Genomic DNA, 19,549 nt, shown 5'->3' with positions numbered 1-19,549 from the left:
TGTGACCAGTCGTCGAATGCTAAAAGCTGCTGAGGCGATTCGTGAAGTCGTTGCCTCGGCGATCCTGACCGAATTGCGTGACCCCCGGGTCAAGGACGTCACCGTGATCGGTGTCGAAGTCTCCCCCGATATGCGCGAGGCGACGGTCTCGGTCAGCGTGATGGGCGACGAAGCCCAAAAGCAACTCTCACTTCGCGGACTTCAGAACTCTGCCGGCTTTTTGCAATCTAAAGTTGCACGGCGGATTGATACTCGATTTACGCCACGGTTGCAGTTCGAACTTAATCGCGGGATGGAAAACGCGATGGTGGTCGGCGATCTACTTTATAAGATTCGCCGTGAACGCGAAGAGGCCGACAACCCTGCGACCGCCGACGACTCCGAGATCGGCGACGATTCGCCGGCCGGCAACGCAGAAGGCCCCGATGCCAACACAGCCCAAGATGATCCGTTATCAAAGGATTGAGCTGAACTGAACTGACCGATCGCGACCGGCAACCCACATCAAGACTTACACCACGACCAGATTGCGGCGACTCTTTTAACGCCAGATCTAACATTCCCGCTCCCACCGAAAACAATGGCCGCAAGCAACCGCGCGAAACTGATTTCGAAGCTGCATACTGAGCTTAAAAAACGCTATTCCACGCCGCCCTCCCAGCCGTCGCGGCCGTTGTTGGAGCACATCCTGTACGCGGCCTTGCTGCAGGACGCCCCGTACGAACTGGCGGACGAAGGGTTAGCCAAGTGCGAACAAGAGTTTTTCGATTGGAATGAAGTTCGTGTGACAACGGTCACCGAACTGACTCAAGTGCTTTCCGGGATGCCGGAACCGTCCAAGACCGCGCGTCGACTTAAAGACGTCTTGCAGGCGGTGTTTGAAGAATTCTATGCGTTTGATCTCGACCACCTGAAAAAAGAAAACCTCGGCAAAGCGGTCGCGAAGTTCGAGGCGATGTCGGCGGTCACCCCTTTCATTCTTAGCTACACCGTTCAACATGGTCTTGGCGGTCACTCGATTCCGATCGACTACGCGGCCATGGTGATCATGCTTGCCACCGGCATCGCCAGTCAGTCCGAAGCTTCTGCCGGCAAGGTTCCGGGGTTGGAGCGGGCGGTCCCGAAAAGTAAGGCGGTCGAGTTTTCGGCGCTGCTTCACGAAGCCGGCGTTGCATTGATGATGGACCCCAAGGACAAGCAAGCTCGGTCTCTGCTTGATGCCGTCGACAAGGGAGCTTCGGATCGGTACGACGAATGGGAAGCCAGCAAGAAAGCGGCCATTCGTAGGGTCAAACGCCGGCGTAAGCAAGAAAAAGATGCCGAAGACGCCGCTGATGATGACTCGTCGAGCGATGACACCAAAACGAAGTCTGCCGGCGGTAGTGCCAAGTCAAAGAAGGATGCGTCGGCCAAGTCAGCTACGAAAAAGAAACCCGAGGCTGACGCGGTAGCCGAGTCCGACGCGGACGCGAAGAAGTCCACCAAGAAAGCGACCGCTAAAAAGGCAACCAAGAAAAAGCCGACCTCTGAAAAGTCGTCCGAGGATGACGCCGCGGATTCTAAAACGACCAAGAAAAAAGCCGCTAAGAAATCGACCAAGAAGGCGTCCAGCCGAAAGCTATCTAAACGGAAACCACGCTGATCGATTCAGCGACGTAAACCCCGTCGCCAACATTTCACTTCCTTCTCTTTGGTTCAATCATGGCAGGCCATTCCAAGTGGGCGAACATCCAGCACCGCAAAGGACGTGTGGATGCGGCCCGAGGTAAGTTGTGGAGCAAGCTTAGTAAGGGCATCATCATTGCCGCCCAATCGGGCGGCGGCGATCCCTCGTCGAACTTCAAGTTGCGGAAAGCGATCGACGATGCCAAAGCCGTCAGTATGCCCAAGGACAATATCGAACGGGCCATCAAACGTGGCACCGGAGAATTGGATGGCGGCCGAGTCGAAGAGGTGGTCTACGAAGGCTATGGCCCCGGTGGTGTGGCCATCATGTGTGAAAGCCTGACCGATAATCGCAATCGGACGGCTCCGGAGTTGCGTTCGCTGTTTTCTAAGTTAGGCGGTGAGCTGGGCAAGACCGGTTGTGTGTCCTACTTGTTCGATCGCAAGGGACTGTTTGTTTTCGACGCCGAATCGGTAGACGAAGAACAAGTCACAGAGATCGCATTGGAAAATGGCGGCGAAGACGTCGAAGCGACCGACGACGGTAAGTTGCAAGTGACCAGCCAGCCGGATGATTACCAAACATTGGCCGAAGCGTTTGAGGCCGCGGAGATCGTCCCGGAATTGAAAGAGGTCACGTTGATCCCGCAGACCACCGTCGAAGTCGATGCCGAAACTGGCAAGAAGGCAATGCGCTTGCTTGAGCAACTCGACGATCACGATGACGTTCAAAACGTCAGCACGAATCTGAATATCACCGACGACCTACTCACCGAAGATTAGGTCGGCGCGCCCAGCGGTTTGATCACGCCGTAGCGGAAGCCGCCGAGGCATTCGGCAAGAAAACCTTGGCGAACGCCAAGCGGCTGATCGTTGGGCCGCCGGTGATTGAGCACGTCGTAGCGGAAGCCGCCGAGGCTTTCGGTGCTCACGGGCGGCTGGGACGTTTCCGTTCAGGGATCGGCGGGGCGCCTTGCCGGCCAAGAGCCGGCGGGTGGCGCGTTACCGCTTCTCCATGAGTGGATTAACTGCAGCCCATGCTGGCACCGCAGTTATGGCACAGATAGCAGTTGCCATTGCGAACCGTGATACTGCCGCAGTTATCGCAACTGGGGGCATCGATTTGGAATCGAGCAAATTGGTCCTGACGGTTATCCTCTTTTTTGGACGATCCGTTACTGCCGTTGCCGTTAAGGCTTGCGAGCAGGCTGGCACGTTCGTTCGATGCGATCGATGTTTCCACCGTGGTCACTTCGGCACCGTTGCCGGAATTGACCGGATCGGCGGCCGGAACGTGTACGTTTGCCGAAAGGCTTTCGTCGTTGCTCATGAACGTTAGGCCCAACCAACGTGCGATGTAGTCGACGACGCTCTTGGCGATGCGGATGTCCTTGTTGCTGGTATGGCCCATTGGTTCAAACCGGGTGTGGCTGAACTTATTTACCAAAACTTCCAACGGAACACCGTATTGCAAGGCGATCGACAGTGCGGTTCCAAAGCTGTCCATGATACCGCCGACCGTCGAGCCTTCTTTGGCCATTGTGATAAACACTTCACCCGGGCGGCCGTCCGGATACTGTCCGACGCAAAGATAACCTTCGTGACCGGCGATCGTGAACTTGTGCGTGATGCTCGTTCGCGTATCCGGGAGGCGTTCACGGCGCGGTTTGTAGACAATCTTTTCGACCGTCTTGGTGACAACCTTGGTCTCGGTTTTCGCCGCACCGCCTTCGTCAGATTTGGTGTTCAGCGGTTGCGATTGCTTGCTACCATCGCGGTAAATCGCGATCGCTTTTAGTCCCAATTCCCAACCCCAGTAATACGCGTCGGCGATGTCCGACGGGGTCGTATCGTTCGGCATATTAACGGTCTTGCTAATCGCCCCGGAAAGGAACGGTTGGGCGGCGGCCATCATCGTGATGTGGGCACGCCACGAAATGCTGCGAATACCGTTGGCCGGGGTGAACGCACAGTCGAACACTGGAAGGTGTTCTGCTTTCAGTTCGGGGGCACCTTCGATCGTATCGTTGACATCGACATAGGCCAGGATGACTTCGATTTGCTCGGGGGTATAACCCAAGTTTTGCAAAGCCGGTGCGACCGTCTGGTTAACGATCTTTAGCATCCCGCCGCCGGCGAGCTGCTTGTACTTGACCAACGCAATGTCTGGTTCGATTCCCGTCGTGTCACAGTCCATCATGAAACTGATCGTTCCGGTCGGTGCGAGCACCGTCGCTTGGGCATTGCGGAAACCGTAGCGTTCACCGATTTCGAGGACGTCGTCCCAAAGCTTTTGGGCGGCTTCTTTCAAGTCCGCCGGTCCTTCGTCGGCGATTTCATTGGCCGCCTCGCGGTGCATACGCATCACGTTCAGCATCGGCTTTTCGTTCTGCGGATAATCTTCAAACGGTCCGACGACGCCCGCCATCTCGGCACTGGTGCGATTGGCCTCGCCGTGCATCAGAGCGGTCAACGATCCACACAAACCACGTGCGGCATTCGAATCGTACGCCAAGCCGCGTGACATCACCAACGAACCGAGGTTACTGTAGCCCAGTCCCAGTGGACGGAAACGATGGCTGTTCCGGGCGATCGGCTCGGTCGGATAACTCGCATGATCGACCAAAATTTCTTGGGCGATGAAGAACAAGCGGGCGGCGGCGCGGAATCTTTGAACGTCAAACGAGCCGTCGCGTTTGGCAAACTTCATCAAGTTGATCGAAGCGAGGTTGCACGCCGTGTTATCCAGGAACATGTATTCCGAACACGGGTTCGACGCATTGATGTCGCCGCTATTGGGGCAGGTATGCCATTTGTTGATTGTCGTATCGTATTGCACGCCCGGGTCGCCGCAGTGCCAAGCACACTCGGACATTTTATTCAGCAATTCTTTGGCGTCATACGACGGTGCGTCACCTGCTGCCTTGTCGGTCACCCACTGCGTTTGCCAACGTTTGCCGTCGCGAACCGATTCCATGTACTCGTCAGTAACGCGAACGGACAAGTTCGCATTCTGGAAACAAACGCTGCTGTACGCTTCGCCGTTGAAGTTCGAATCGTACCCTTCACGGATTAACGCGTGTGCCTTCTTTTCTTCCGACCACTTGCTCTCGATGAATTCCAAAATATCGGGGTGCCAAATTTTCAGCGACTGCATCTTCGCGGCGCGACGAGTCTTGCCACCGCTTTTAACCACACCGGCGATCGAATCATAAACTCGCATGAATGACAACGGGCCCGATGGGGTTCCGCCGCCGGAGAGTTTTTCCTTGCTCGAACGGATTGTGGAAAGGTCGGTGCCGGTGCCGGAACCAAATTTGAACAACATCGCTTCGGCGCACGCCAATCGCATGATGTCTTCCATGTTGTCATCCACGGCCTGGATGAAACATGCGCTACCCTGAGGAAATTCGTACGGGTTATCCGGTTGGAACGTTTCGCCTTCGGTGCGATTCCACGCCCAATTGCATTTCGCGCCTTCGACACCGTATTGGTGAAATAGGCCGACGTTGAACCAAACAGGGCTGTTGAACGCTCCGTGTTGGTGCAGGCACAACCAGGTCAGGTCGCGATAGAAATTCTCTCCGTCTTCGGGAGTGTCAAAGTAGCCGTCGGCCAGGCCCCAGTCGGCGATCGTGCGGGTCACACGGTGGATCAACTGACGAACCGAACGCTCGCGTTCCTCGGTGTTCTTGGGGTCGCCGTAAAAATACTTGCTGACAACAACATTGGTCGCAAGCTGTGACCAGGATGATGGCACTTCGCAGTTGTTTTGCTCAAACAACGCCTTGCCGGTTTCGTCCTTGATTGCCGCGCTCCGGATCTCCCATTCAGTGGTCTCGAAGGGTGTCTTGCCATCGGCCGGACAGAACGTCGGCTCGACTTTCAATCCAGGTCGGTCACCACGCAAGGTCGTATCAAAGACCTCGCTGGCGTACTGAACGCCGTGTTGGTTGTTGACCTTTTCCAGGGCCGCATCGCCCCCATTCGCCGCACGTGAACTTTCGGGAAGAACAGTAGCCATTGTTTGATCAAACTCCGTGAGTCGTCCGTGGGAACAGCCACTGCGAACGAAGCGATGGTCTTGGGGCGCACAAAAGAAAAGCCGCGGAGTCCAAAAGCCACCGAAACGTCGGGCTGGTCCGTCCTAAAAATGAGGGGAAACAACAAGACAATTTGCCGCGTCTGCCCACGTAGAATGTCGTTGTGAAATCGACAAAGAACCCTCAGGGGGGGATCCTTCCCGACTCGCGAACCTTCCTAGTTGGTCAACCGCTACAACCATGATTACCAGAAATGATGTCACTACCGGTAGGGATGTTTTAGCTGATTGCCACTATATGTGGGCGACGCGGGGAATCTTAGGCATTGCATCCGGCATGTCAAACTAAATCTTTGGCCGCTCTTAAGTCTCGTCATAGAAAAGACTTAGGGTTTTGATTGCAAAAGTGGAACGGGCGCCGTTTAGGACCGGGAATTGACGTAAGTCATTCTCTTGTGAAGGGTTAGTGAAGTTTTCGGGCCTCCGCACGGCGTCTTGTGGGAAAGATGTCAGCTTGGAAAACTTTTTCCTGACCTAATTGCTAGTGGATGGATAGGTGGTCTGGGGTAAACGGGATGTTTTGAGGCGGTCGTTCAGCCGTCTCGTTTTGCCGGGGTTGCTGACGATTCGAGCGTGAGGTTGCACAATGGTGGGGCAGCGGCACGGTGGTCGTTCGCAATTTCCTGTCGTTTTAGCTGGCGAATTCTAGATGGGTACAAATCCCGTTCCAAACCTTGCATTGATCCGAACGCAACTTGCCAACGAGCGCACGATCCTCGCTTACCTACGGACGGCGATCATGTTGGCGGGAACCGGCGTTTCGCTGGTCAAGCTTTTGGAGGTGACTCCGGATCTGATTCGCTTGGGGTGGCTGTTGATCGCCTTAGGGGCCGTGGTGATGGTGATCGGCACCTATCGCTATCTGCGGTTGCGCCACAAACTTAACGGACAGGTCAATTGCCCATCCGAACCCGAGTCTTCGTAGGGCCTGCCGTATTTTTCATGCGGGCTTGAATCAACGACGAGCCGGCGCGGCCGTCTTCGGAACTGCCAACGGGGAGGGGGCGCCGAGGGCTCCTCGGTGGGCTTTATCGGTGCCGCCGCGGCATTTCCGGCATACCCGACAGTGAAGGGCGGGTTCATCGAGGAAATTCGAATTGCCTGCAGAACCCGATCCATCGCAGCGTTCGTGGAGATCGGTGTTCGGGAATTCGATAATCACCCCTGATCATGAAACTGGGCTTCAGTCGTTATAATGAAGTTCGGTACTGGAGCCGGCGATACGGAGTCGTCTCAGAACCGCCTTGCCAATCAGATCTGGGATAGAGCACCATGTCATCCTCACCATCCGCCGACGAGATCGTGGCGGACAAGTTTTTGGAAGTCCGCGCAAAGCTTTTGGAGATCGCGGCCGTGTTGGATCGCGTTGACCGAACGGCGGGCGAAAACGGCCTTGATGATGCGGCTCGGCAAAAGCGTGCGGCACTCCAAGCTGGCATCGACATTGTTGCGTCCGAGGGCAGCGATCGCGCCGCGCGACTGCAGATGTTGTACTCCAGAGAGTATCAAGCCGATTGGCGCGAGACCTTTGGTATGACATCGTCCTGATTCCGTTCGCATTCGTACCGCGAGACGATTCTCTTTTTCACCGACTGACCACACACGCTTGATTGGCGGCTATGGACTATATCGATCCACACATTCACATGGTTTCCCGGACCACCGACGATTACGCGACGCTGGCGCGGATGGGATGTGTGGCGATGAGCGAGCCGGCGTTCTGGGCCGGTTATGACCGAGGCAGTGTCGACGGATTTCGCGATTACTTTCGACAGCTCACCGAAACCGAACCGGCGCGGGCGGCCCAGTACGGCATCCAGCATTTCACGTGGCTGTGCATCAATGCCAAAGAAGCCGAAAATGTTTCTTTGTCGCGTGATGTGATCGCGATGATCCCGGAATTTTTGGATTGTCCAAACGTATTGGGCATCGGCGAAATCGGGCTGAATAAGAACACCAAAAACGAAGCGACGGTGTTTGTCGAACACGTCGATTTGGCCGTGAAATACGACCAGTCGATTCTGATTCATACGCCGCACCTGGAAGACAAGTACCAGGGCACGCGGATGATTTTGGACATGCTGTGTGATGACAGCCGAGTCGATCCTGACCGTGTGTTGGTAGACCATGTCGAAGAGCACACAATCAAAGAGGTGCTCGATCGTGGTTTCTGGGCCGGGATGACGCTGTATCCGGTGACTAAATGCACGCCGCAACGGGCCGTCGATATGATCGAGATGACCGGTGGCGAAAGGCTGCTTGCCAATTCGGCCGGCGATTGGGGCCCGAGCAAACCGACGGCGGTTCCGGACCTGATTTTTGAGATGCGACAGCGGGGACTGAGTGAGTCATTGATCAAGAAAGTCGTTTACGACAATCCGCTGGAGTTTTTTGCCAAGAGTAAGCGTTTTGAGTTTTCGCCGCGGCAATAGATAACCAAGTCGCCCGAACGATACGCGGACCGCGACGACGACTTGTGGAACCACTTTGTGTGATGGGAAACACAGAAGCGGACGGCAAGCACGCTGCATCGTGGACTGTCTTTTTTCGTCACCATATTTTCTAGTCGATTTCACCTTCCCACAGACCCCCGATCGTCGGGAGTCAAGATCGTTTGACGCAGGGCGGGCGTCCGTAACCAGCAGACGAGTGCTTTGAAGGGGGCGCCGCGGTGAAAGAAGATTCAAGGACGAACGCGTTCTCAACGTTCGGTGGTGTCTTCACGCCTTGCGTGCTGACGATCCTGGGCGTCATCATGTTCCTGCGCTTTGGCTACGTCGTGGGCCAAGCAGGACTTTTCGCGACGCTGATCATTGTCCTGGGCAGCAAGCTGATCACGACGTTGACGACGTTATCGCTTTCGGCGATCGCGACCAATACGCGGGTCGAAGGCGGGGGCGCATACTTTCTAATCAGTCGTAGCTTGGGTCCCGAATTTGGGGGCGCGATCGGTCTGGTTTTTTTCGCCGCCCAAGCACTCTCGGTTGCAATGTATGTCATCGGGTTCACCGAGGCACTTACGGCGATCCTTCCCGGTGAAATTCCTCCGACATTGATCGCGACGTTGACAAACTTGACAGTCGCGGTTTGCGTTTGGGTGGGGGCGGGTTGGACGATCAAAATTCAGTTCGTCATTTTGGCCTGCGTCGTCGTCTCCTTGGGCTCGTTTTTCACCGGCACCGTCGCTCGGTTTGATCCACATTTAATCGCCGAAAACTGGTCGACCGGGTTCACCGCCGACGAATCGTTCTGGACGATCTTCGCGTTATTCTTTCCGGCGGTGACCGGCATCATGGCGGGGGCAAACATGTCGGGTGATCTGCGCGATCCCGCACGTTCTATCCCGCGTGGAACGATCGCGGCGATCATCGTGACGATGCTGGTCTATGGGGCGATGGCGATCTTTTTGGCGGGCAGCGCGACCGGTGCCGACTTGATTGAAAACAACTTGATCGTCGGCGAGGTGTCGGCGTTTCCTGTCTTGATCACACTTGGCGTTTTTGCCGCGACGCTATCGTCGGCACTTGGCAGCATGATGGGGGCGCCACGGATTTTGCAGTCCTTGGCGAAAGATCGTGTCTTTCATTCGCTGACCCCGTTTGGTGAAAGCCGAGACGGTGAGCCGAGGAAAGCAATCTTGGCGACCGCATTGATTGCTCAAATCGGCATCGTCGCGGCGGATTTAAATACGATCGCTCCATTGATCACGATGGCCTTCCTGGTGACCTATGGGTTGCTGAATTTGGCTACCTTTTATGAATCGATCACTAAGAATCCCAGTTACCGCCCGCAGTTTTTGTACTGCAATTGGTTGACGTCGCTGTGCGGTGCGGTCGGTTGTGCGATTGTGATGTTGTTGATTGACTGGCGATGGGCGTTGGTGGCAAGCTGTTTGGTGGGCGCGCTACATTACTATCTCACGCGTGCCAACCTGGACACGGACTGGGGGGATATCAACAGTGGGTTACTGTTCGAGCGGACCCGGCGCAACTTGCTGAAGCTCGAAGACAGTTTGTATCACCCTAAAAACTGGCGGCCATTTGTGCTCGCCCTGAGTGGGACCGGCTTCAGTCGTCCGCACCTAGTTGTCTTTGCAAGCTGGTTGACTCGGGAAACCGGCATGATGCTGCTTGGCCAAGTCATCGCCGGAGAGTTCGAAGATCGTAGTGAGCGATTGTCAAATCAGGAATCGATCTTGCACTCGTTGGTTAAAGAGCAGCAACTGGTTGCTTTTCCTGCCGTTGTGATCGCCAGCGACTACACCGCCGGCGTGCAAGCGTTGGTGCAGTGTCAAGGTTTGGGACGTGTGCGTCCCAATGTGGTTTTGATGGGCTGTCCGTTATCGAGCGACCGCATGAAAATCTTTTGCCGATTGTTACGGAACCTTGAAGGACTTGATCGCAGTGTCGTCGTGCTCCGCCAAACCGAGGAACCGTCCGGAGAAGCGATTGCCCCGGCCGGAACCGTGGACGTTTGGTGGAGAGGTCGAACCAACGGCGAACTGATGGTGCTGTTGGCGCATTTGATGCTATCTCACGATGCTTGGCGTGGGCGTCAGCTTCGTTTGCTTCGGGTCGTGCAATCAGAATCGGCGATCGACGAAGTGAAGTCTCACTTAGATGGTCTGCTGCGAAACGCTCGGATAAGCGGCAAAACAAAAGTCGTCGTTTCAGAAAATGCACCGACGGCGATTCAAACAACCAGTCGCGACGCCGCATTCGTGTATCTTGGATTGGCGACCCCGGACGAGGAAGAAGACAGTCAGTTTTTATCCCGCATCGAAACTTTGGTAGGCGATTTGCCACGGGTTGCATTTGTCCGTAGCGCTGGTGGAGTGAAGCTGGAAAGTTGATGGATAACAGCCTCTTTAAACAATCCGCGATCAAAAGTGGTTTGATCTCCAAGACCCAGATCGAGAAGGTCATCGAGAAAGTTGAGTCAGATGAAGACGCGATCATCGCCGCAACCTTGGTCAAAAGCGGACTGATCACCGAATACCAGGCCCAGCAATTGCACGCCGGGCGGACAAAGCTGACCCTTGGCCCCTATCTGATCACTGACTGGATCGGCCAGGGGGGGATGGGCCAAGTTTTTAAAGCCGTGCATAACGTGATGGGGCGTGAGTGCGCGGTGAAGGTCTTACCGTTGGAGAAATCGACGGCACTATCGCGGGATTCCTTTGCCCGAGAAATTCGATTGCAGGCGGGTTTAGATTGCCCATACGTCGTCCGTGCGTTCGATGCCGGACAAGACGGGAACGTGCATTACTTGGTGACCGAATACATCCCCGGAACCGACTTACGAAAACTCGTTCGTCGCGGTGGGGCGCTCAGTATGAGCCACGCAGCTCTGGTGGTTTCTCAAGCGGCTCGCGGATTGCAATACGCTCACGATATCGGATTGATTCACCGCGACGTGAAACCGGGAAACATCTTGGTCACACCCGATGGCCGGGCGAAGGTTTCAGATATCGGGTTGGCGACCTGGAGTATGGGACTGGATGATGATCCCCGCGCCGGAAAAATTGTCGGTACCGCCGATTATCTTTCGCCCGAACAGATTCGAAACCCGCGGTCGATCGGTCCGGCAAGCGATATCTACTCGCTTGGCTGCACGCTCTACTACACCGTTACCGGCAAGGTGCCGTTCCCCGGTGGCGATTCGAAAAGCAAATGCAAGCGTCACTGTGAACAAACACCGTGGCATCCGCGCAAATTTGCTCCGGATTTATCGGAAGACTTTGTCGATACGATCGCCGACATGATGGAGAAGGATCCGGCGCGACGGATTGCATCGGCGGCCGAGGTCGCCGAACGATTGGAGTCCTGGTGCACGACATCGTTTGAAGTCGATCGGCCGATCGAACGCCAGGCTTGGACGGCACCACCAATTGGGATTGAATCGGAAGAAGGTGCGGCCACCGTCGAAGGTGCCTCAGAGACTTCGCGACCGCCCAAAGCCGGCGAGGACGGGGGCGATGAGAATGCTCAACTTTCGTCGCTAGGGTCTGGTGCTGCTTCAGGGCCGTCCGACAGCCAACTCCCACCGCTGCTCGACCAACCGGTGGACCCCGCGATGGCCCGTCGTCGTCGACGTCCGTTCCCGATCGGATTTTTCGTCGGACTGTTGCTGGGGATCTTGATCGGCGGGCTAACGGCACTGTTCAGTGTTCGCGAATACTTAGCACCATGACTACGAAGGTACGATTCAGTGCCGGTCGGCGATCAATCATCCCAATTCGGACGAGTCAGAATCTCGTTCATTAAGAACGCTTGCTGAGCACCACCAGGTTTGGAGAGATTGTTCAGAAGATCTTCGATCGCATTGCCGGTGGGCTGGTCCGACAATTCATTCTCCGGTCCGAGTTCGATCACTTCTGGGGTAGGAACAGATCGTTTGGCGTTTGCCAGACGCTTGCGAGTAATCTCCGCTTGTCGACGCGTTTCAGCGATTCGTTTTTGTTGTTCGACGATTGCGCTTTCGGTGTCGACCGGCTCGCCAAGCAAAATTGGCTCGTCGTCGATCTCGCGAATTTGCCGTTCGCGACGCGAATCGGTGTATTGTGGGGCCTGCCGTTTCGGCTGAGACGTTGCTTGGCGCTGTCCCCGCGAAGCAGATTGCTGGCTACCGGAAGAGGGACGCGTCGGCCGGGTCCCGGCTTGCCGCTGCTTGGCAGCTCGACGTTCGGCGGCGCGTTTGAGAAAGTCTTCGAGATCGCCAGCCATTGAGGGATTCCTTTGAAACGAACGTTGGGAACCGCATCAAAATGAGCGGCAAACGGGGAATGCAAAATAGTTGCTGGTACTTTGTTCCAACTGAAAATTTGGGTGCGTGTTTCTGCCGGCGGGCTTTAGCCCCGGTGATTGCATCGAAACCCCGGCTAACGACAGTCGGAAAATACGTATTTCAACGGTTGACGAAGCGCTAAATCCGCAGAAATCGAGCGGGTGTTTATTGGCCTTAATGCTTTAAAGATCGGAATCAGGTTTTAAACTGAAGCAAACACCAACGTTTGCGATGCGAGGGGTGACTAATTGCCTCGTTTAATTGAGGAGTCGTTTTGTCGCTTCTGTCCGGTGGTTGCAATCGCCTTTCGCATCTCCGTGTCGGCATTAACGTTTTGCAATTTGTAGTAGTCAAGGATATGTAGCTTGCCGGTGCGAAACGCTTCACTCATTGCCTCGGGCACCGCCGCTTGGGCCATCACCAGTTGAGCTCGGCTCTCTTCGATTTTCGCTTCCATCTCTTTTTCTTCCGCGACCGCCGACGCACGTTTGCCCTCGGCGCGGGCACGGGCGACTTGCGTGTCTGCTTCGGCTTGGTCGGCCATCAACCGGGCACCGATGTTTGCACCGACATCGATGTCTGCGATATCGATCGAAACGATTTCAAAGGCGGTTTGTGAATCCAGTCGTTTCGCGAGTACAGCCTTACTGATCACGTCGGGATTTTCTAGAACCGCCGCATGATTTTTGGCGCTACCGATCGCGCTGACGATGCCTTCGCCGACACGCGCGATGATGGTTTCTTCGGTTGCACCGCCGATCAATTGCTGCAAGTTGGCACGCACCGTCACGCGGGCGCGAACTTTGAGTTGGATGCCGTCTTTGGCGACCGCATCGAGCGATGGTTTGACGGCTCCACGTGGCGGGCAATCGATCACCTTGGGGTAGACGCTTGTCTTAACAGACTCCAACACATCTCGTCCGGCCAAATCGATCGCCGCCGCCTCACGAAACGTCAGCGAAATCGTCTTAGCCTTCTTCGCAGCGATCACCGCACGAACGACTTGCTGCACGTTGCCGCCGGCGAGGTAGTGTGCTTCGAGGGCATCGCCGGTCATCGCGGGATCGTCCAAGCCAGCTTGGACCGCCATGATTCGACTGCGTACGATCGAACGCGCGTTGACCTTTCGAAATGTCATCCCGATCAGGTCACCGATACCAACCCCGGCGCCGGTCAGAAACGACTGGATCCAAAGACCAAAATAGTTGGCAAAGACCAGCACTAAAACCAAAATGAACCCGATGACCAGCAAGGCTAAGATCAAGGCGAGCCCACTGATTTCACCGGCGTCGAGCCCCAACAATCTTAGGTCGGCGCCGAAGGAGGTAAGTGTCGAAATGCTGGACCCTAAATCCATGATGGGTACGTCCTGTCGTTATTGATCGAGATTCTGACCGGAATAGAACCAATTTCCCGGCTTGGCGAGCCACTGTCAACGAGGTCACTGTCAACCAGGTTGCTGTTAGTCAAACATGTGTCGGGCATGGCCCAGCCAAAATGGGACTCGCGGTTGGCTCACAATTTGATTCAAAAACTCCAACGGGTGCTCTGCCTAGATTACATGTTTGGTTTCGGCTCATCAGCCAACGGGCGTTGCCCCCGGTAATTGCACCGAACCCATCGCTAACGCCATGCGGCCAATCCAAATTTCAAAGGTTGACGAAGCACTCGGTTTTCAGCCACACACGTTACCCCGATACGTTTCGAGTGATATTCATCAAACCGCAAGCGAGACGTCGTCAGCACGTGTCAATGGCGTTCCATTATTGTACCGGAGCAAGGCCTGTCGCGGGGTGTGGCGATCGGATTGTCACGGTCGCTGTTCACGTTCCGATTCGGCTTCGGTGTCATCGATAAAGTCATGTAGATCAAATGCGTCGAGAGTTTCCTGAATATCCGGCGAGACTTCTGGCTGAGTATCCGCCGGCGTTTCCGCCGGACTCGTTTGATCGGTTTCCGATGCTGGACGAACACGAAGTTTCCCGGCAACTGCGCTGATGACGATCACACGAGTTCCGGCGTCAATCGGGGCGCCTTCGGAAACGGCATCGAGGCGTTGACCTTGCAGTTCGATTTGTCCACCGGGAAGTAAATTCGTTCGTGCGGTGCCGATCTTGCCGACCAAGTCTTTGCGTCGCTCGCCGCCCCGGATGCGACTTTCGACGGGTGCGTCAATTTGGCCTGGCGTGCGGTTAAGGATCAACCGCCCGATCGGCGTCTTGGGCCAAAGGCGAACGGCGGCATAAAGAATCGCCGGGGTGCTGAGTAGGATCGTTGCCGTGATCATCATTCCAGTGATCGGTCCCACGGTAAAACCAACGACGACTGCCGCGATCGCCGTGACCGCCGCAGCGATCCCCAGCGTTCCGCCGGTCGGCAAAAAAAATTCGCCGATCAGTAGCACCAAATAGAGGCCCAGCAGGCCAACCGCATACAACAACTGCACGCATCACCCCTCAACGATCACACGCGTGCCTTGGACATCGATGACCGTCACCGTGCTGCCTGGGTCGACCATCGATCCTTCACTGACGACCTGAACGATCTGATCACCGAACAGCGCTTTTCCGCTCGGACGCAGTGGCGTCGTCGTGGTTCCTTGCTGGCCGAGAAGCCAACCATAGTCCGCCAGTTTTTCGGCTTGGTCCATGGCCGCCGAATCGGGCGTCTCCATCATCAGGTGTCGGAATAGCGGCACGTGTGGGAACAATTGCCGCATCAAAACAAAGCCACCGACCATGCCTAGCAAACTCACGATTGCCGCCCACAACCCACGGGTCAGGACCGCCAGCTGATACGAATTCTTCGGCAACACAAAGGTTTGGCTCATCAATACGATCGAGGCCACGGTCATGATCATTCCACCGATTCCGAAGATTCCAAATCCTGGGATGACGAAGACTTCCATTGCGATGCAGGCGAGCCCCATCAACAACAAAACCAGTTCCAGCCATTCGGCGGTACCGGCTAAGTAATTCATCCAAAAGAACAGGCCGAAGCAGACCATCGCCAAAAAACCTGGCACACCGATCCCGGGGGCGTTCATCTCCGCACTCAGGGCGATGAATCCGACCATCATCAGGATCATCATCAGGCCTTTGCTGCGCCCCAGTCGTTCGACAATGCGAATGATGCCACGATCGGAAACCGGGTCAGGGATCGAGCTAAACCCCGCGCGGGCGGCGGCATCTTCGAGTGATTCGCTTTTCGCTTCGGCCAGCCCAAGTTCGATCGCTCGGTCGGCATCAATGCCATCGGCGAAATCGAGACGCTCGCCTCGCTCCCATCGATCGCGTTCGAGTTGCGGGTCTTCTGCGCCGGCAGTCAATTCCTCTTCCGAACAGTACTTAACCTGCCCGGTCTTTTTATTGGTGAACGGAAAGACGTCGAGCTCCGGGCACAATAATCCTCGGATCAAACCAGCCGGCCGCTTGGTTGTGCGAGCGATCTGATCGATCAGTTCACGATGATTGTCAATGTCGGTGATTGTGATGACGTCCGTTCCCGCCCCGCCAAGCGTGGCGTCCGGTTTGATATACAACGGCTTGCAAGCGACGGCAATCAACGCGCTGTCGGCGCGAGATTCGCCGGAAAGAAAGCCGGGAGCGTTTCGAAGTGGCGGTTCTGGCATTCCAATCAGACTTGCCAGGATCGCACTCTGGTCCATGTCACCTCCGACCGAATTGATCGATACCAACCAAGTGTTGACGTCGTTTTCAAGCGAAGCATTCAGGTTGCTCTGCCAGCGCCGTACGCGATTCCGTGAGATCGATCCGGCGATTTCCAAGTGGACGCCTTTTAAAGCTCCGCCATCGGATTGTTCGCCAACTCCGATCAGCTCAGCCAAGTCCAGTACGTCGGCGACCTCTCGTTGGTCGCTGGTTAGCCCGGCCAAAATTCTTGACGAACGCAATTGATCGGCGGACAAGACAGTTGGGGCACCCGGGGCGCTCCACGTTTCCTCGCTCAACACTCGATCGGTTTCACGAAGTTTCACAAGATCCTTTCCCGCGGCAAACGTTGTTTTGCCATCGACGGTGTTGACGCGGGAGAGTTCGATTTCCGGGTCAACCAACGCTTCGACGACGGCTGCAGGAAAGACACCACGTTTGGCGGCGACCGACAGGTAGGTCAGGCGTATCGTTTCGTCGAAGTCCGCTTCACCGCTCGAAGCATCACGCAGCGATCCTGAAGGCGACGCGAGAACCGAATCCGATGCGAGGATCGGAAGGATTGAATGCCCGGTGACGTTGCCCTCGACCCAGGACACCAAACGGAGTGATCGAAGACGATTGCCAGTCATCGCACGGGCGAGTTTTAAGGCGTCTTCGAACGACGTCGCCTCACCACCGGAGCGATCGTCACTGTATTGCAAAACGACATCCAAGCGGCCATCGGTGGGTGCTGATTCGACAAGACGTTCCAGAGTTCCGATCAGCTTCACCGTTGCTTGACTGTCCAGCGGCACCGGGACATCGACCAAGTAGCCGCGTTCGGCATCTTGGGCGGCGCAGGGTTGATGCCCGGCGACGGCAAGCCAGCAGGCAATGAAAATCGTTAGAAATCGCGCCGTTCGAACCACGACACCCGCTCCGCAAGCGAAAGAGTTTGAGACTGGTTCATTATAGGGCACGAATCCAGTCCGGCGAGGTCGCTGAATTTCGGTGACTGACCGATCTGATCTTCTTGCCCGCGGCTTCCTTTCCCTCCCCCAAAAAAAAATCGCCCAGCGGTGAGGCTGGGCGATGAAGGTGGTTCATTGGGGCGGTCGGCATTAGCCGGCGACGCGTAAGCTTGGCCGTGATTCGTTGGTCAACATCATTCGCAAGCGTTCGAATTCGTCGTTGTCGTTGAAGTGAAGCGTGATCTTGCCTTTGCCACGGGCGCTGCTTTTGATCTCGACTTTGGTGCCAAACACCATGCGAAATTCTTGCTGCATTGCTTCGAGGTGCGGCGAAAGCGTGGCCCGTTTTTGTCGCGTCGCGTTGACAACCTTCCGACCCGTCTCACGGTCCTCTTCTTCGCGGAGCATTTCGGCGACCAGTGTTTCGGTCGCACGAACGCTGATCCGTTCGGCCATGATCTTTTGGGCGGTCGTTAGTTGGACTTGGTCGTCACCGATCGGTAACAGTGCCCGCGCATGTCCGGCGGTGATTTTACCGTCTTGCAACAGCGTCAACACCGACTCGGGTAGCTCCAGTAGTCGCATCAGGTTAGCGATCGTGCTGCGATCGATACTCAATCGACGTGCCAGGTCGTCTTGTTTGCAGCGATGTTCGTCAATGTATCGCTTGAAGGACATCGCCTTTTCGATTGGATTGAGGTCCTTGCGTTGCAAGTTTTCGATGATCGCCAATTCGGCGACCAAGCGGTCGTCGGCCTCGCGGACTTCGGCGCGAATTTCTTTCAATCCCGCGTGGACGGTCGCGCGTAGTCGACGTTCGCCGCTGATCAGTTGGTATTTGCCATCGACGATTCGAACAAGAATCGGTTGTAGCTGTTGATGGCTGCGGATGCTTTCGGCTAGCGAAGCGATTTCATCCGCGTTGAATTCACGCCGTGGTTGAAACGGATTCGCCTCGATCTCATCGACGGACAACATCAGTGGTTTCACACCGGATGCTTGGCCGCCTTCGGCATTGGTTTCGGGAAGCGGATTACCTTCGTCATCGAGAGGGCTGCCCAACAATGCGGCCAGGCCTTTTCCTAAACGACGATCCTTTGTTCCGGCTGATGAACTAGTCACGCTGCAGCACCTCCATGCACAACTGCGTATAGGCGTATGCACCTCGGGAGCGTGGTGCATATTGAAAAACACTCTTACCGTGGCTGGGGGCTTCGCTGAGGGAAACGTCCCGGGGCACGACGGATTCGAACACGATGTCACCGAAAAACTCGCGGACTTCCTGGTCCACTTCGCGAGTTAGTTCGAGGCTGGGATCATACATCGTCAGTAGGATCCCACCAAAGGTCAGTCTGCCATCGGTGGCGACAATGACCCGTTTAATTGTTTTGATAAGCTGTGTCAGTCCTTCCATCGCGAAGTACTCGCATTGGATCGGGATCAACACTTCGGTACTGGCAACCAAGGCCGATTGAGTCAGTTCGCCAACACTGGGCGGACAATCGATCAGGACAAAATCATAATGGTCGATGACACTGTCGAGATGTTTGCGGACTCGATCTGCTTGTTGGTCGTCTGCGGTCGCCAGCAAGTCGACGTCTTGGAACGTGCGACTGCCCGGCAATAGTCTGAGCTGTGTTTGTTTGGTTTCGACGATCGCCCCGTCAATCGATGCGTCACTGACGAGGGCATGCCCGGTCGTCGGTTCGCAACCGAGTGATCCGGTCGCATTACATTGAGGGTCCATGTCCAGCAACAGGCAAGATTGGTTCGCCATCGCCAGCGCCGACGCAAGGTTGACCGCCGTAGTGGTCTTGCCCACACCGCCTTTCTGATTGACGACGCACAAGATCCGGCCCACGAATCAGTCTCCACAATGACAGGTTGTGACGATCCCGGACGTCGGGTTCGCTGTTCACGTTTCGCGGGAAACTAAGCGAATAACGATTAGTGAAACAAGATCGGTTTCACAAGAAACTGACGCCCGACCGCCGCCGAAGGACTGGAAACAGCCCTGTCGATCTCCGCAGAAATGACTTCGAATCGCAGAATTCACGGGGATCGGGATCGGAATCAATGCTCGATCACCATCACAGTGAAAACTCATTTCTGCCCACACAATTTTTTGTCACTAGCGAACGAGGGCGCAGGGAGAAAGGGGGAGGAGCGATGAAGGGGGAGGAGGGGACGTAGGCCAGGCGGTGTTCTTGTTTCCAGCTTGATTCAGCTAGTGATCCGTCTCGATCAGCTGTTCGGGTTCGGCTCATCAGCCGTCGGGCGTTAGCCCCGGTTGCTGTACCGAAACCGTGGCCAACGCCACGCGGCTAATGGAAAGATCGAGGTTGACGAAGCATGAGGTAACAAAAAACGCC

Annotated in this window: 16 protein-coding genes; 8 read left to right on the top strand and 8 right to left on the bottom strand. The window is 55.8% G+C overall.

Annotated features, from left to right (window positions below):
- Window positions 1-16 precede the first annotated feature (16 nt).
- The 3 genes from rbfA to FYC48_RS11920 all read left to right on the top strand — a co-directional run bounded on the left by rbfA (window position 17) and on the right by FYC48_RS11920 (window position 2,448).
- Window positions 17-466 (top strand): 30S ribosome-binding factor RbfA, encoded by a 450-nt coding sequence (rbfA, locus tag FYC48_RS11930; RefSeq protein WP_230776907.1) that lies wholly within the window; start codon window positions 17-19, stop codon window positions 464-466.
- A gap of 114 nt (window positions 467-580) precedes the next feature.
- Window positions 581-1,642: a hypothetical protein gene (locus FYC48_RS11925; protein WP_149496937.1), complete on the top strand. Its 1,062-nt coding sequence runs from the start codon at window positions 581-583 to the stop codon at window positions 1,640-1,642.
- Window positions 1,643-1,701: 59 nt separating this feature from the next.
- Window positions 1,702-2,448: a YebC/PmpR family DNA-binding transcriptional regulator gene (locus FYC48_RS11920; RefSeq protein ID WP_149496936.1), complete on the top strand. Its 747-nt coding sequence runs from the start codon at window positions 1,702-1,704 to the stop codon at window positions 2,446-2,448.
- Here FYC48_RS11920 and FYC48_RS27755 read toward each other — a convergent pair.
- Complete coding sequence (locus FYC48_RS27755) at window positions 2,445-2,597, bottom strand: hypothetical protein (RefSeq protein ID WP_160149471.1); 153 nt, start codon at window positions 2,595-2,597, stop codon at window positions 2,445-2,447. The two genes, FYC48_RS11920 and FYC48_RS27755, sit on opposite strands and share 4 nt — an antisense overlap.
- Window positions 2,598-2,689: 92 nt before the next feature.
- Window positions 2,690-5,689, bottom strand: coding sequence for a vitamin B12-dependent ribonucleotide reductase (locus FYC48_RS11915; RefSeq protein ID WP_149496935.1), 3,000 nt, complete (start codon window positions 5,687-5,689; stop codon window positions 2,690-2,692).
- 727 nt (window positions 5,690-6,416) lie between these two features.
- Here FYC48_RS11915 and FYC48_RS11910 point away from each other — a divergent pair.
- The 5 genes from FYC48_RS11910 (at window position 6,417) to FYC48_RS11890 (ending at window position 11,959) form a co-directional block, all read left to right on the top strand.
- A complete protein-coding gene (locus tag FYC48_RS11910; protein ID WP_235034214.1) occupies window positions 6,417-6,692 on the top strand; it encodes a DUF202 domain-containing protein in 276 nt (91 codons plus the stop codon).
- A 347-nt stretch (window positions 6,693-7,039) separates the two neighbouring features.
- Window positions 7,040-7,315, top strand: coding sequence for a hypothetical protein (locus FYC48_RS11905; protein WP_149496934.1), 276 nt, complete (start codon window positions 7,040-7,042; stop codon window positions 7,313-7,315).
- Between the two features lie 71 nt (window positions 7,316-7,386).
- Complete coding sequence (locus FYC48_RS11900) at window positions 7,387-8,199, top strand: TatD family hydrolase (protein WP_149496933.1); 813 nt, start codon at window positions 7,387-7,389, stop codon at window positions 8,197-8,199.
- A gap of 239 nt (window positions 8,200-8,438) precedes the next feature.
- Window positions 8,439-10,619 carry an amino acid permease gene (locus tag FYC48_RS11895; RefSeq protein ID WP_230776899.1) on the top strand — a complete coding sequence of 727 codons (2,181 nt, stop codon included), beginning with the start codon at window positions 8,439-8,441 and terminating at the stop codon, window positions 10,617-10,619.
- On the top strand, window positions 10,619-11,959 hold the full coding sequence (locus FYC48_RS11890; RefSeq protein WP_149496932.1) for a serine/threonine protein kinase: 1,341 nt from the start codon (window positions 10,619-10,621) through the stop codon (window positions 11,957-11,959). Before FYC48_RS11895 ends, FYC48_RS11890 begins: the two co-directional genes overlap by 1 nt.
- A gap of 32 nt (window positions 11,960-11,991) precedes the next feature.
- Here the strand turns inward: FYC48_RS11890 and FYC48_RS11885 are convergent, their stop codons facing one another.
- From FYC48_RS11885 to FYC48_RS11860, 6 genes are all read right to left on the bottom strand, one after another.
- Complete coding sequence (locus FYC48_RS11885; RefSeq protein WP_149496931.1) at window positions 11,992-12,492, bottom strand: hypothetical protein; 501 nt, start codon at window positions 12,490-12,492, stop codon at window positions 11,992-11,994.
- 305 nt (window positions 12,493-12,797) lie between these two features.
- Window positions 12,798-13,910, bottom strand: coding sequence for a flotillin-like protein FloA (floA, locus tag FYC48_RS11880; protein WP_149496930.1), 1,113 nt, complete (start codon window positions 13,908-13,910; stop codon window positions 12,798-12,800).
- A gap of 453 nt (window positions 13,911-14,363) precedes the next feature.
- Window positions 14,364-14,999: an NfeD family protein gene (locus FYC48_RS11875; protein WP_149496929.1), complete on the bottom strand. Its 636-nt coding sequence runs from the start codon at window positions 14,997-14,999 to the stop codon at window positions 14,364-14,366.
- 3 nt (window positions 15,000-15,002) lie between these two features.
- Window positions 15,003-17,135, bottom strand: coding sequence for an NfeD family protein (locus tag FYC48_RS11870; RefSeq protein WP_149496928.1), 2,133 nt, complete (start codon window positions 17,133-17,135; stop codon window positions 15,003-15,005).
- A gap of 192 nt (window positions 17,136-17,327) precedes the next feature.
- Window positions 17,328-18,167, bottom strand: a complete 840-nt coding sequence (locus FYC48_RS11865) for a ParB/RepB/Spo0J family partition protein (RefSeq protein ID WP_390622120.1) — start codon at window positions 18,165-18,167, stop codon at window positions 17,328-17,330.
- Window positions 18,168-18,291: 124 nt separating this feature from the next.
- Window positions 18,292-19,038: a ParA family protein gene (locus FYC48_RS11860; RefSeq protein WP_149496926.1), complete on the bottom strand. Its 747-nt coding sequence runs from the start codon at window positions 19,036-19,038 to the stop codon at window positions 18,292-18,294.
- Between the last annotated feature and the right edge of the window lie 511 nt (window positions 19,039-19,549).

The organism is Roseiconus lacunae (assembly GCF_008312935.1).
Classification (GTDB): domain Bacteria; phylum Planctomycetota; class Planctomycetia; order Pirellulales; family Pirellulaceae; genus Stieleria; species Stieleria lacunae.
Note: the sequence above shows the minus strand (reverse complement) of the source record. Positions and strands in the feature narration are given on the sequence as shown.

Coding starts and splice junctions, on each gene's coding strand:
- rbfA (WP_230776907.1), top strand. CDS start 17: ATGCTAAAAGCTGCTGAGGCGATTCGTGAAGTCGTTGCCTCGGCGATC.
- FYC48_RS11925 (WP_149496937.1), top strand. CDS start 581: ATGGCCGCAAGCAACCGCGCGAAACTGATTTCGAAGCTGCATACTGAG.
- FYC48_RS11920 (WP_149496936.1), top strand. CDS start 1,702: ATGGCAGGCCATTCCAAGTGGGCGAACATCCAGCACCGCAAAGGACGT.
- FYC48_RS11915 (WP_149496935.1), bottom strand. CDS start 5,689: ATGGCTACTGTTCTTCCCGAAAGTTCACGTGCGGCGAATGGGGGCGAT.
- FYC48_RS11910 (WP_235034214.1), top strand. CDS start 6,417: ATGGGTACAAATCCCGTTCCAAACCTTGCATTGATCCGAACGCAACTT.
- FYC48_RS11905 (WP_149496934.1), top strand. CDS start 7,040: ATGTCATCCTCACCATCCGCCGACGAGATCGTGGCGGACAAGTTTTTG.
- FYC48_RS11900 (WP_149496933.1), top strand. CDS start 7,387: ATGGACTATATCGATCCACACATTCACATGGTTTCCCGGACCACCGAC.
- FYC48_RS11890 (WP_149496932.1), top strand. CDS start 10,619: ATGGATAACAGCCTCTTTAAACAATCCGCGATCAAAAGTGGTTTGATC.
- FYC48_RS11885 (WP_149496931.1), bottom strand. CDS start 12,492: ATGGCTGGCGATCTCGAAGACTTTCTCAAACGCGCCGCCGAACGTCGA.
- floA (WP_149496930.1), bottom strand. CDS start 13,910: ATGGATTTAGGGTCCAGCATTTCGACACTTACCTCCTTCGGCGCCGAC.